Genomic DNA, 14,249 nt, shown 5'->3' with positions numbered 1-14,249 from the left:
ATTTAGCCTGCCTGCCGCTTGGGAAAGTAGCCGGGCGGAGCCTCCCCGTTGTTAACAAAGCTTTGAAATTCGCTTTAAAAATACAATATAATATGTTAATAAACAAGCAAAAGGGAAGAATGCCTGACAGATGAAGCCATACCTTAAACTTCGTCCTCGTATATTTGATCTACAGGCTGCTTTCTTTATCAGTAAACAAGCTCTCTTTTGTAAATATGAATAATGTCGATTACAACGAATCTATGTATTCCCGCTGTTTCTTAAGGTATTCGGCCTGAGTTATCTCATTTGATCCGCTGATTAAAGTAGAATATTTTTTCATTGATAAAAACCATTCCTTGTGGGCTTCGCATATCTCGGGTTTGGTTAGTACTATTCTATTGAAAAAGTTGAGAGAAAAAGATGAAGCTACTTTCCCGTTCCATTCATAATATACACTATTTACATCGATATTAAAACTGGATAAATAGAAATAGTTATTCGATCCTGAATTAGAAGCACTGGTTCTCATCATTTTTTCTACGAAATAGAGTACTTGATGCATATCCTCTTTTATTGTTTTTATTTCTTCTTTGTTTATCAACTCCAGATCATGAAGATAATGAACTAATTTTAAAGGGGTAAGAAACACGTTAGGATCTAAAATAAACGTATTGTTTCTCAACATTCTTGCTTTAATATTTATACTTTTTCTCAATTCTTCTAATTCTGCAGGAACCTCTACTTCCGAGAATCTAGGTTTTACCATACCTCTGTCTTTCCAGTGGAGCCATAGATAATAAGCCATCTTAAACAGATTTCTATTATGAACACAGTATTCTGCGGGGAAGAAATTCAATGCAAATATTGCACTTGAGGATTTGTCTACAAAACGGTTATCTACATCTATTTTATACTTTCTCATTTTATCCAAAAAACCTTCAGTCGGATCTTTGTTGATTTTCATATCTATGATTACTTTGCTATTATCTGTTTTTAATGCGACCAGTTCATCCAGAGAAAATCCCAATAGCTCTGATAAGATAATAAGTTCTTCGATGTAGAATGACATTTTTCCGTTTAATCTTCTGTATGCAGATTCCCGGCTGATATCTAATACCTCCGATAAATAATTAACAGCTTTGATATGAGGAGGTATAAGTTCCAGTATTTTATCGATAATTATTGTTCTTATATTTTTATTCATAAGAGTAGTCCTTGTTTGTGATATTTTTTATATAGTCACGTTGCTGATTTATAAATTTTATCTGTAACATTTCGTTACACCCACTTATTAATGTCGAATATTTCTTAAGGGAGTTGAACCAAGAAAGGTATGTCTTACACATCCTGACATTGGTAGATCCAATGTTTAATCCATAAGATATCCATAAACTTATTGCTTCTTTATCATCATATTTGGAATATAGCCCTGACGAATCGATCTGAGTATTGGATAAATAGATGTAACTTGTGTATCCTTCTATCTGATCTCCCTGTTTTATAAGATACTCCATTACATCAATAAATTTATACAGGTCGTTTTGCAGCAGAAGTATCTCACTATCCGAAATAAGCTGCCTGTTATAATAGTATAGGATTTCCCGGATTGTATTTTTTAAAAAATAAATATCCAATATATATGTATGGGTCCCCGATCTTTTGTACGCTTTGAGCTTCTTTTGCTGTGTAAGAAGGCTATCAGACAATACAGTGTCCGACAGGCTGAAGTCCAGCGGTTTCAGCTGCGTCTGATGTATCCATCTATAGTAATAAAACTTAAACAAATGATCGTAGTGTACTGCGGTCAGAATCATTAACCGGTTTGCAGCGACCATTACTTCCAGTTTCTTTGCCTTACTCGTTTTATCCAGATTATGGATATATGTAGAAAGAAAATCCAGAAAGGTTTGTTGAGGATTGAATAGTTTATCCGATTGGGATTGGAATACGATAGGCTGTTGTCCCGGCGCGTTATTCAGGCTGGTATAAACTATTTCATCCATAGAAATAAATAACCTTGAGGATATCTTTATCAGGTCTTCGAGAGTAAAAGAGATTTCTCCCTTTATCCTCCTGTATATTGATTCTTTGCTGATATCAAGTACGTCATATAAGAAATCAACGGGATTTAGGTATGATGGTATTTTCGCTAAAATTTTAGCAGTTATTTTCTTCCTTAATTCTGTCTCCATTTATTTTATCTATAAAATCAAAAAAGTGAAAAATGCGGGCATAAAAGTATCATTATTTTTTATTTGGAACAATTGCGAATAATCAATAGTAGCAACAAAAAGGGCACTATATGTAGCAAAATAAAGTAAAAATCTTAATATTACAGTTAGAAACATAGTACAACATTGACTATTTTTTAAATATAACATTTTTATTTGTCAAATTGTTGAAAATATCTCATTTTATGTTTAATCCTTTTCACTAATCTCTTTTTCTAATGCCCTAACTTTGTATCGACAAATTAAGGATAAATCTTACACAGATTTTAATAGACACATTATTCAAATAAGAATGCATAATAATATTTCTCTAAAAGTACTAACTAAGCCCTTACTGTTTGTACTATTTTTTGTTTCGGCTATCTGTGTATATGGTCAGGTGGTAATAGGTTCAGGGAATCCTCCTAAGCAAGGAATGTTACTGGAACTGAAAGCAAACGAAAATAAAGGAACCAATGCCGACAAAGGACTCTTACTCCCCCGGGTAAAACTCAAGGTGAAAGATCAGCTTTATCCTATGTTCGATGAAAATGATCAGGCATATACCGATAATGAAAAGAAGATACATACCGGGCTGATAGTATATAACCAGACCAATAGCCTGCCCGAAGACTTATGCCCGGGACCTTATGTATGGAACGGTGCTTCCTGGGATCGGTTGTGGGCACCATGTGTAGATGCACTTGAAATAGAATGTACTGATATTTATGTAACAGGCTATGTTGGTAAAGATATGAGTGGAACTACCCCGGCTATACAAATACCTTATCAGATATCGGGTACTATGCAAGGCCCATATACTATACCGGCAGGTATAATCGGACGTTATGATAATATAGTGGCTGAAGTAGAAAGGCAAGTGCTGACTTCGTCGTCGGGATTTATTACTGTTAAATTTTCAGGAATACCTACGTCTATTGATGATTTAAAACCTTTCTCAATCCAGATAGGAAGTAGGACATGTTCTATATACTTGTCCACCATACAACCTCCATCCGATTGTCCTGACGGAACCACAGCAAGGGGCTTTGTCTTCGAGCAAGGATCGAAATGGTATGTCGTAACTTCTGGCACATATAGCGGATATTCGGTAGTTCAGACGATTGAATGTAATACGGAAGAAGAAGCGCTAAGTCATCCCGATGCATTGCAATATTGTGGAACACAGAATACAAAAAGATGTATAAGGCTTTTCAGAAGAGATGGTTTACATGCGGCAAATATAAATATGACCACCCGTAGTTCCGGATGGCTGGGCGGTATTCTCGAGTATTATATGGGATGTCAAACGAATATAATTGCTTACAGTGGCAGCAGGATACAATGTATCGAATTTAACGGAGGATACCTTGGTGCTGTTAATGTTTCGGGTGGCAAAGGATATATGGGATTTACCAACCAAGTAGCAACTATGACAACTAAGCCATTGAGGTAAAGCAAGTTTATTATTACAACAGGATAAAACCAAAACGAATGAAACTTTCAAAAACAATAATTTATAGCTTGGTCTTTATATTCTTCTTAAGTATCAGCGGAGGATTGAAGGCTCAGGTAACAATTGGTTCAGCTATTGAACCAAACAAAGGAGCACTACTGGATCTGAAAGAAAAGAATCCCGTAGACCCCGATGCAGACAATTCTACAGCCAGCAAGGGATTGGGTTTGCCAAGAGTGAATCTGACAACATTGACTGCTATTTCGGATATAAGCGAGGCCGTTGGGGAGGAAATCGAACATACCGGTTTGATGGTGTACAATGTTAATGATGCGACATTGTCAAATATACTACCGGGAATATATATCTGGGATGGTACCCGGTGGATAAAATCGGATGTTACTACATTAGCGCCTCAGCAATTCTTCTATATGCCATCATTTAATCTGCCATTGAATGAAGTTAGTGTCGATAATTATTATCCGATATATTCAGAATATGTGACACAATTTACAAAAGCAGGCCTTCCGGTTTATGCCGCAAATGAAATAGAGTTTAGAGTTACCCATAACGAGCCAACTTTAATTGACAATATCTCTTTTCCGTCCAATTATGGAAATCAGTTTATGAAGTATGATATAATAAGCGACCAGGCTCCTGAAGGTTCATACCTTAATATAATCATTATAGTAAAATAAGCTAATGAACATAATAAAAAAAATCATATATATAGTTTCCGCCCTTATATTCCTGTGTACTGGGGAGATGCAGGCACAGCGTGAAACATACAACTGGATATTTGGCGCTAAGGCTGGCCTTACATGGAATACGACCCGTGATTTTGCTGCTCCTTATGTGTTTGGAGGAAAAGGGGAAGCGACTCTCAAGGATATGCCTACCAATATTCCGTCCATTTTGGATGCCACACAAGGATGCTTTACTTTATCCGACAGTAAAGGTAAATTGTTACTCTTTTCTAATGGCTCTAAACTGTATAATGCTAATAAAGAGTTGATGAATCCCACTACCGATATGGTTGGGAATATAGATAATGCCCAGTCTGGTATACTTTTTCCTTTTCCGGGCAATCCCAATAAATATATTATAGTGACTACTGGCAGGTGGAGTTTAGACATACTGGGCTATACTGTAATCGATATGAAAGGTAACTCCGGTTTAGGTAGTATCGAATCTATAAATAACCCTTTTCCTGCCGGACGCAAAGGTAAAGTAGGTGCTAGTATTACAGCCACCAGGCATGCAAACGGAGAGGATTATTGGGTTATAGCTCCGGGCAAAGGGAATCCATCTTACCTGAATATCTGGCGTTTCAGTGCAGATGGGGTAGATACTCCTACATCTTTTCAGCTCCCTGCCAATGTATCAGATGGAGAGAAAGCGACCGGATATATTAAAATCTCTCCTGATGGAAAGCATTTTGTATGGGGAACATTTAACGACAGCAAACTGTTTTTTGGCGATTTTGATAATAACACCGGAAAATTCAGCAATATAAAATATATCACAGGTGAAGCTGGAGGAAGTGAATTCTATGGAGTGGAATTTTCAAGGTCGGGGAAATATATGTATGTAAGTAAAACCGCAAGTGGATTAGATACCATTTATTATCTATATGCGTTCGATTTCGACGCGCTTATGAGTTCGGCCGATCCACAGGATTATTATAAGAACCAAATGAAAAGGATATCTTTTCCCAATACTGGCGGTATGCCTTTCGCACTTCAGTTAGGTCCCGACGGCAGGATGTATATATCCGGACATGTATACCGCAAATCTCCTGCCTCTTTTTACGTAATAGAAAATCCCGAACAATTTGGTAACTTAAAGATATTCAGGCTGGATAATTTTCTCTCAGGAAGTACCTATATGGGTTTACCTTCGTTTGCTGCTTCGTGGTTCGAATTCAAAATCGATGGTGAAACTGAGTTTTGCTTAGACTATGTAGAAAGAGAATATACCCTTACAATATCGAGAGGAGTCGGCAGCGAACAGCTTGCATATACACAGTGGGATTTTGGTGACGGATCTCCTGCGATAAAAGATTATGATATAGATGATGGGAGTATACAATCTCACACACATGGTTATAGTGCCGATGGAAATTACACAATAACCGTAACAAGCCATAGCGCAGATGGTAATGAAATAACAGCAATGGGTAAGCAGACACTGGCAATAAAGGTGTTTGAATGGCCTTCGTTCACACTCTTGGCAAATGATGTCTGTATTGGCTCTTCTGAAACAATGGCAGTAGAGAATGTAACTGACGACATGACTATCAACTGGTATAATAATATGACTGATACAACGCCTGCTTACACAGGAAAAACATATTCCACCGGTATACAAAATACGGCAGGTACCATAACATTTTATGTAGAAGTTATAAATACAACAGGTTGTAGTTCGGGAAAAGTACCAATAAATATAAATGTGAAGAGTTGTGGAAATAATTTTATCCCTGTAAATCCGCATATAAGGATTAACCATTAGCAGGGTAATGCACTTAATCTTTAAATTACTATAAATAAACGTTTTGTCTTTAACCTTACATAACAAGTAGTTTGTAAAGTTTGTGTTAGGTAGAAATCCGGTGGGCTGTGAAGTTCGCCGGAATTTTTGTTCGGCTGGCAGAGCAAACAATATTAAGACGAAATACTGCGTATAAAAAGCGATAAGAACCGGAATCTCCTGTTGCAGAAAAATATCTTTCCATCTTCCTTTCAACCAAAGCTACCATAGTGTTGTTATCTTTGTATCCATAAGGAATCATAAATTACGATTAATTTAAAAGAAAGACCTATGGCAAGTTTAACCTTTTACCTACGCCCCTCACGGCGTGGAGGGGAGTATCGTGGACGCCTGTGCCTGCGCATCGTCCACCAGCGATGTAGCAAAACACAGTCCACACCTTACCTGTTATCCCAACAGGAGTTCGACCGTTTGATAGGAGAAGAAGGCGCAGATGAATTCCCTTACATCCGCTGCTATATGCAGCAGGTGCGCGAAACCTTTGGGCGAATAACCGACTCTGGTGGCATGTACAATTGTGATACCGAGAGTATCATCCGCTATTTTCGTTACGACAGCAGTAAGCTCTCAGACTATGGCCTGCACCTGGCAGGAGAACTCGAAACTACAGGGCAGGCACGTACTGCCCGTGCCTACCGTTCGGCAATCAAGCGCCTTTCGCGTTTTATGGGAAAGAAAGCTATACCTTTTACCGATGCTACCCCCGCACTGATGGAATCTTTCGAAAGGCGGCTTAAGGAAGAGGGGCTATCGCCCAATACCATCTCCTTTTATATGCGTAACCTGCGTGCCATCTACCACAAAGCCCTCGAAGAAGGACTGATAGAAGAAGGCCGTAAGAATCCATTTAAACATGTATTTACCGGATTTCATAAAACCCGGAAGCGGGGACTGGATGCTACCCAGATGCAACAGTTCCATAATCTGGAGTACAGCCGGTGGCTCGAACAGGGATACGTGCCAGCCAGTCCACGCTTGGCGGCCTTGTACAAGTCCTGGCGACTGTTTACTTTCTGTTTCCACGCGCGGGGTATGTGCTTTGTGGATATGGCATACCTAAGGACGGAAAACATCAGCGGTGGCCTTATCCGCTATTACCGCAAAAAGACGGGAGGGCTGATTGAAGTCAAGGTAACTCCCGTTATGCAAAAGCTGATAGACAGTTTCGCCGGGGAAATGGCAGGCAGCCCCTATGTGTTCCCGGCTATTACCCTGGCTGATAAAAACGAACGCCTGCAATACGAAACAGCCCTGTCTTCACAGAACAGGCATTTAAAACAATTGGCTAAACAGGCTGGTATCGATGTGCCTCTTTCGACCCATGTCTCCCGCCATAGCTGGGCTTCCATTGCCAAAAGCAATGATATACCCTTGTGGGTAATCAGCGAAGGATTGGGTCACAGCAGCGAAAAGGTAACCTATACCTATCTGGCCTCGCTGGAACGTTCGCGGCTGGATAAAGCCAACGAAGCAGTATGTGCCTTGGTATACGGAAGGAATTAAGAATGAGAAATGGAAAGTTATAAATTCATAATTCATAACTCATAATACCTATTCTTTCTGTTTATATTGTTGCTTATGAATATATGTTCGATGACAAAATGTTAAATAGTGCATTTTGAACCGGCAGATAGGATTGCTTTTCATATATTTGCTTCTTGTAGACACATACGGTAAAATCCCTGTCACTTTCTAAGTGACAGATCTATCTTCTTAACGTTGTCTTTATGCCTGCAAATATAGGCTATCTTATTTTTTCCTGTGTTTTCGTATTACGCACGATTATTTATCGAATCCGCCTTTTTGAATATTTTGCCTGGCTTTTCCAGGAGATATACCGAATTGTTGTTTGAAGAATGTGTTAAAAGAAGAGGTGGAGCCAAAGCCGAACTTGTCTGCTATTTCCTTGAGGTCCATATCATCTGTCATCACACTGTGCCAGACTTCCAATGCCTTCTGTTGCAGCATCCAGTGGTAAGGTGAACAGCCAAAAACACGGCGGAATTTTTTCTCGAAGCCAGATACCGTATAGTTCATTGCCGAAGCCATCTCTTTGAGGTTGCCGTAATGGCTGTAAACGCTCATTACCTGCTGTGAGAAACGCGAATCGGCGGCAAGGGCAGGGGAAAAGAAGCGCATAAGGTCTTCCTTAGGGTAGAAGGCACGGAAAATATACATCAACTCACGTGCCTTGCCTTCATTATAATAGCAGCAACGTAGTCCTGCCCGGTAACACAGAGTAAGTACATCTAGATATTTATACATTATTTCATTAGCTTCCAGCAGGAAGGGGCTACTTTGCGAGTCTGCGTGTACTGTCTCTACTTTCATTCGGTAGAGGTCTTCCACCGACCAGTGGTCACAAAAACGTATTTCACCGAAGATGCTGATTACCAACAGGATGCTATCTTCTACAGCGCGGCATAGCAGGTGCCTGCCTCTTGTCAGAAAGAATATATGTCCCTTACAGGCAGGATAACGCTGTACCTGTCCTGTAGAATATTCTATTTGCCCTTCAAGGACAAATACCAGTTTATTGCCCCGTGGATGTACTTGGCGGATACTTTCCCGGGAGATGGTTACTTCTTCGATGGCGGGATACTCTCCCGCATCGTAATTAGGGCACGACATGTGTTCGCCCGCATAAAGCAATTTTACCATAGCCTTATATTTATATTGTTGTTTATCAGATATTTGACGCATGTTTGACACGAAATATCCTTCACCCTCCCTTAACGTAAGTTTAAGTGGTTATCTTCCAGTCGTTTAGAATTTAATTTCTACCGGACGGGCTTTTCATGTTTTACTCATTTGCTGATGTGTCTGCTACTGTTTATCCAGAGGCAGGATAGTATTCTGGGTACCAGCCTGTTGTCTATACATCTTTCTTCCTATCTGTCACTTAGAAAGTGACAGGCAAAAAACAAGGAGGTTCCGGGTGGTATCCTATAATGGGTATCATTGGAAAACAGTAATAATGACAGTCGCAAACACACAGCTATCAGTTAATAATTATCAGTCAACAGCTAATAACTTACAGCCAGCCGTCTGCAATAGACAGTTAGCTGCCATCGGTCATCTGTTAACAGGGAGACACTTATTCCCTAGCTGTTTAACTCTTTCGGCTACTGTCTTCTATCTGCCGCATACTATAAAAAATATAAATACTTTCGGGGAGGGTATCTATTACATTGTTTTGTTTGTCTTCAGCAATGTTATCTTATTTGTCTTCACTAAGTTGGCTACCTCTCGGGAGAAAGGTAAGGCAGCACCTCCCCGTATTTTTTCACTCAGCCATCAACCATCAGCAGTAAATAACGAGGCTGTAGGAGCGAATGCAACAACAAATAATTCATTAAATATTTTATGAACTAAATAACGTTTTTATGAAAACAACCAAGACACAAAACAAAAGGACAGGTAAGATACGGTGGCGGCAGATTGCCTCTTGTATTGCATATCTAATATTTTCAACAGGCTTACAAGCCCAGATAACCATCGGCAACGAAACCGAACCACAAAGCTATTCGGCTCTCGAACTGATATCGAACGGTACAACAGGCATGCGCCTGCCACACCTGATTACTACAGAACGTGACGACGTAGTGCTGACCTCTGATTTCGGTAATAGCAAAACCACACTGGCTAAAGGGCTGACTATCTACAATACAACCACCAACTGCCTCGAATACTGGAACGGCACAAAATGGATATCACAATGCGAAGGAGAAACATCAGTCTATTCTGTGGATGCAAAAGCGAAAGTAGAAAGCTGCATCCCCTATATGTTTACTTACCAGATAATGGATCTGACAGCGACATATAGTGGAGCTACGCCCGACTCGTACCAATGGGTGGTAAACGGCAAAGCTGTAGACGGCGCCATCTCCGACACCTACGCCTATTCTCCCGAAATCATACGCCCTCCTCTTCGCGAAGACGAACTGGGTAACAATACAGCTACCGTGCACATTACATGCAAGATGGTAGTAGATGACAAATATATACAGGCTGCCGACTATAAAATACTTGTAGTGGAAGCAACTAAAGGTAAATTGTTTCCTATCTATGTGATGACATTGAACGAAGCAGGTGACGCTTTAGAGAAGACCGCTTTAGCTCATGTTAATCTCGGCGATGAATATATAGTCAATCCGTGCGAATTAGCGGGTGACCTGTATCAGTGGGGACGTTGGACCGACGGGCACCAAAAACGCAATAGTGAAAGTTACCCTACTAATAATGCATCAGCTGAAGATGGTATGGCGACAATAGGCGACCTTAATTCTAACGGGCAAATACGTTTTGGTACCGAACGCTATGGGAAATTTATTAAAAGTAATACTTCTCCTTATGACTGGCGTAGTCCTCAGTTAATCACCCTTTGGGGTGATGGTACGCATAATTATAACCAATTGAGGGCAATCGGCGATCCTTGTCCCAGAGGATGGAAAGTTCCCTCCCAAAAACAGTGGCAAAGTATCTACTCGAACTCTTCGGCATCCGGTAACCCCATTGATGCAACAGTCAATAAATGGGCATGGATAGGAACAGGAAAAAACAAAAATAACAATAATGTTCGCGGATTTAAAATTAATGAGGCTTTGTATTTGCCTGCTGCCGGTTATCGCGATGATAGTGATGCATCGATTAGTGGTGAGGATTATGGTTATTATTGGACTAGCACAGTTATTGATCCTTCTTCAATCTATTCATACGGACTATCCTTCATCAGTACTAAAATATATCCGTTGGGGCAGGACATGTTTAGACGTGCAGGTGGATTTTCAGTCCGTTGCATTCAGGGTAAATAAAACTATCCGAACATTTCCCGTCCTTCAGACAAGCCAAACCCATTTGCAAGCCTATTGCAATTGAAAATGTAACTATTTTAAAGAAAATACAATATAATTATCTATATATAAACAGCTTGGATATGGAAAAGTAACACATGGAAAGTACACGAAGAAGTGTTACTTATGTTACTTTTTAACAATAAGAAGTAAAAATCAACATCAGTCAAAATATATACTTTTATGAAAAAATATAATATCCTACACATTACCAAAATAACCCTGCTGGCCATTTTCATGGTTATAGGGGTTACGGCGCAAGCACAGGTAACCATCGGTAAGGACAAAGTGCCGGAAAAATTCTCCGTACTCGAACTCATTTCCAATAAGAAAGCCGGTCTGCGCATGCCGCTACTAACCACAGACGAGCGCGATGCGCTAACAGTTACCAGTAAGTTTCAGGGCGATAAGGATGACCTTGCCAAAGGACTGACCATCTACAACACCACAATCAACTGCCTCGAATACTGGAACGGCAAGAAGTGGGTATCCCGCTGCGAGAATGGAACACCTACATACGAGGTAGCCACCAATGCCGCGGTTACCAGTTGCATACCTTATATGTTTACTTACCAGACTATGAACCTGACAGCCTCATATACAGGGGCTACACCAGATTCGTACCAGTGGGTGGTAGACGGCAAACTGGTGCCCGGCGCCACAACTTCCACCTATGCTTACAAGCCTCCTCATAACTTGCATAAACCTTTGGACGACCTCGGCAACAATAAAGCCACGGTACGCATTACCTGCCAGATGCGAGTAGGAGTCAACTACATACAGGCCGCCGACTACGAAATAACCGTGGTGCAGGCGAGCCAGGGCTCCTTGTCGCCCATCTATGTAAGGGCTTGGAACGAAGCAGGCACAGCTACCGAGATAGTAACCTTTGCCCATGTCAATCTGGGCGATGAGAACGTTACCGACCCGTGCAAACTAAGCGGCTACTACTTCCAATGGGGACGCGAAAGGGATGGCGATGGTATTACCACAGGGCATTTCAGAAAAGTACTCAACGACGATGACGTCTGGCCGGCAGGAGTGGGTGTAGTAGGCGGCAATAGCTCTACTATAGCGTTAACTGCGGACTTCAACGCTTCCGGTTTGCAGGTAGCTACAGGTAATAAACTTTATGGAAAGTTTATTAAGAACGATGTAGAAGAAGAAGCATACGATTGGCGCAAACCTCGCAATAATAAACTCTGGGGTGATGGTACAGGAGCCTTTGACCCTGCTAAAACCGCAGATGATCCTTGCCCTGATGGGTGGAAAGTGCCGAGCAGGTTACAATGGCGCTACACTTTCAGCAACACACTGGATATCATAACGGTTGCTGATGCCGAAAATAATAAGTGGACGCAGGTGGGTACTGTGGAGGAAGATGGAGTTTCCGGATTAATAGTGGCAGATGCCCTCTACCTGCCAGCGGCCGGCGGACGTGTTCATGGCAATGCCAAACTGAATAATGTAGGTCTTGGCGGCCGCTATTGGAGTACCTCTACCAAAGGTAGCAGCTCATACGGTTTTACTTTTTACGATACAGATAAGCTCGATACTTATGGTCTCTTTGGACGGGCATTAGGATTCAATGTACGCTGTATAAAGGAATAAAAGATGGAAACAGGCTTTAAATATTGAAATCTAAACAAACCATTATATGAAAAAAATATTGATACTATTCATGTTACTTCTGATGCCGGGACTCAAGGCTCTGGCGCAGGTAACAGCAGGCAGTAATAAGCAGCCGGAGAGTTTCTCTGTACTGGAAATTATTTCTAATAAGAATGCAGGCTTACGCATGCCGCAACTAAGCATTGGCGAGCGCGACGCAATGACACAAACCCCCGAATTTATGAATGTAGGAACTACATTGGCTAAGGGGTTGACTATCTACAATACGACTATCGACTGCCTCGAATACTGGAATGGCAAAGTGTGGATTTCTCAGTGCGATGAGGAAACTCCTATATACGGTATAGATCCTAATGCTACGGTAACCAGTTGTCTGCCATATATGTTTAATTATCAGACGATGACCCTGACTGCCTCCTATACAGGAGAGACGCCGGCATCGTACCAATGGGTGGTAAACGGCAATCCTGTGGCAGGCGCTAACACCGATACCTTTGCCTATACTCCTTCTGATCTGGAACTGTATCCTGACGATCTGGGCAACAGGAAAACGTATGTAAACATTACGTGCCAGATGGAGGTAAATGGCGAGCACGTACAGGCTGCCGATTACGAAATACTTGTGGTAAAGGCTTCTCCAACTGAATTGTCGCCTATCTATGTAAAGGCATGGAACGAAGAAGGCACAGCATTGGTAAAGACGGCCTTTGCCCATGTAAACCTTGGAGATGTGGGCGTAATAGACCCTTGCCAACTGAGTGGATGGCTCTTTCAGTGGGGACGTGTAGCCGATGACCATCAGTTGAGGAACCTGACGGATGAAAATGTATGGCCTAACGGAGTAGGCACATCCAACGCTGAGGTTGGAGCTGTTGCTCAGGATAGTGCAAACCCGGCTTTAAACGACCTGGATGAAAACGGGCAGGTTCTTCCCGGTAGAGACCAATATGGTAAATTTATCAAATCGGTAAGTAGCGAACCTGCCGAATACGACTGGCGCAGCACACGTAAAGACAACCTTTGGGGCAATGCCACCGGCTATTACGACCCTGAAGCGGCCGTTGGCGACCCTTGTCCTAAAGGATGGAAAGTACCAAGCCAGAAACAGTGGAGCGCTATCTATACCGGTAATACCATAAGCGGCATACCTGACGATGCTACAGCCAATACATGGACTAATTTGGGCACATTCGACCCGAATAGTATCAGCGGGTATAAACTGTCCGAAGCGCTTTACCTGCCGGCTGCGGGTGGCCGCAACCTTAGCGACGCATCGTTTGGCAATGTAGGCACCCACGGTAATTACTGGAGCAGCACAGTTACCGGTACCAAATCGTATTTTGTGAACTTTAGCAGTACCAGTGTCAGCACAGCAAGCGACAGTTACCGCGCTATCGGGCGTTCGGTACGCTGTGTGATAGATAAACTGCCTCCGGTGGATGCCAAAGCTACAGTTAAGAGTTGCATCGTAAGCCTTCGGTCTGCCTCATCTTTTACAAGATTTATATAGTTTTTACCTTTACGGAGAGATTTAACGATAAATTAAGGAGCCATCAGTTTATG

Annotated in this window: 10 protein-coding genes; 7 read left to right on the top strand and 3 right to left on the bottom strand. The window is 41.5% G+C overall.

Features of this window, described 5'->3' with window-relative positions; translation table 11 throughout:
• Positions 1–229: 229 nt before the first annotated feature.
• Positions 230–1,186 (bottom strand): hypothetical protein, encoded by a 957-nt coding sequence (locus tag D0T84_RS10820; protein WP_163307892.1) that lies wholly within the window; start codon positions 1,184–1,186, stop codon positions 230–232.
• Positions 1,179–2,174 (bottom strand): helix-turn-helix domain-containing protein, encoded by a 996-nt coding sequence (locus D0T84_RS10815; RefSeq protein ID WP_163307891.1) that lies wholly within the window; start codon positions 2,172–2,174, stop codon positions 1,179–1,181. The genes D0T84_RS10820 and D0T84_RS10815 overlap by 8 nt, the downstream gene beginning before the upstream one ends.
• Positions 2,175–2,505: 331 nt before the next feature.
• Between D0T84_RS10815 and D0T84_RS10810 the strand changes: the two genes are divergently transcribed.
• The 4 genes from D0T84_RS10810 to D0T84_RS10795 all read left to right on the top strand — a co-directional run bounded on the left by D0T84_RS10810 (position 2,506) and on the right by D0T84_RS10795 (position 7,704).
• Positions 2,506–3,648 carry a hypothetical protein gene (locus D0T84_RS10810; protein ID WP_163307890.1) on the top strand — a complete coding sequence of 381 codons (1,143 nt, stop codon included), beginning with the start codon at positions 2,506–2,508 and terminating at the stop codon, positions 3,646–3,648.
• A gap of 38 nt (positions 3,649–3,686) precedes the next feature.
• Complete coding sequence (locus tag D0T84_RS10805; RefSeq protein WP_163307889.1) at positions 3,687–4,346, top strand: hypothetical protein; 660 nt, start codon at positions 3,687–3,689, stop codon at positions 4,344–4,346.
• 4 nt (positions 4,347–4,350) lie between these two features.
• Positions 4,351–6,162: a PKD domain-containing protein gene (locus D0T84_RS10800; RefSeq protein ID WP_163307888.1), complete on the top strand. Its 1,812-nt coding sequence runs from the start codon at positions 4,351–4,353 to the stop codon at positions 6,160–6,162.
• A gap of 309 nt (positions 6,163–6,471) precedes the next feature.
• The gene (locus D0T84_RS10795; protein WP_163307887.1) at positions 6,472–7,704 is read left to right on the top strand and encodes a site-specific integrase; all 1,233 of its coding nucleotides are present in this window, start codon (positions 6,472–6,474) and stop codon (positions 7,702–7,704) included.
• A gap of 279 nt (positions 7,705–7,983) precedes the next feature.
• Here the strand turns inward: D0T84_RS10795 and D0T84_RS10790 are convergent, their stop codons facing one another.
• Entirely contained in the window at positions 7,984–8,862 is an 879-nt protein-coding gene (locus D0T84_RS10790; RefSeq protein ID WP_163307886.1) for an AraC family transcriptional regulator, read from the bottom strand.
• 725 nt (positions 8,863–9,587) lie between these two features.
• On the opposite strand from D0T84_RS10790, the gene D0T84_RS10785 reads away from it, so the two are divergent.
• The 3 genes from D0T84_RS10785 (at position 9,588) to D0T84_RS10775 (ending at position 14,196) form a co-directional block, all read left to right on the top strand.
• On the top strand, positions 9,588–11,015 hold the full coding sequence (locus tag D0T84_RS10785; protein ID WP_163307885.1) for an FISUMP domain-containing protein: 1,428 nt from the start codon (positions 9,588–9,590) through the stop codon (positions 11,013–11,015).
• A gap of 222 nt (positions 11,016–11,237) precedes the next feature.
• Positions 11,238–12,665 carry an FISUMP domain-containing protein gene (locus D0T84_RS10780; protein ID WP_163307884.1) on the top strand — a complete coding sequence of 476 codons (1,428 nt, stop codon included), beginning with the start codon at positions 11,238–11,240 and terminating at the stop codon, positions 12,663–12,665.
• A 46-nt stretch (positions 12,666–12,711) separates the two neighbouring features.
• On the top strand, positions 12,712–14,196 hold the full coding sequence (locus D0T84_RS10775; protein WP_163307883.1) for an FISUMP domain-containing protein: 1,485 nt from the start codon (positions 12,712–12,714) through the stop codon (positions 14,194–14,196).
• Positions 14,197–14,249: the final 53 nt, after the last annotated feature.

The organism is Dysgonomonas sp. 521 (assembly GCF_010501055.1).
Lineage (GTDB): Bacteria > Bacteroidota > Bacteroidia > Bacteroidales > Dysgonomonadaceae > Dysgonomonas.
Note: the sequence above shows the minus strand (reverse complement) of the source record. Positions and strands in the feature narration are given on the sequence as shown.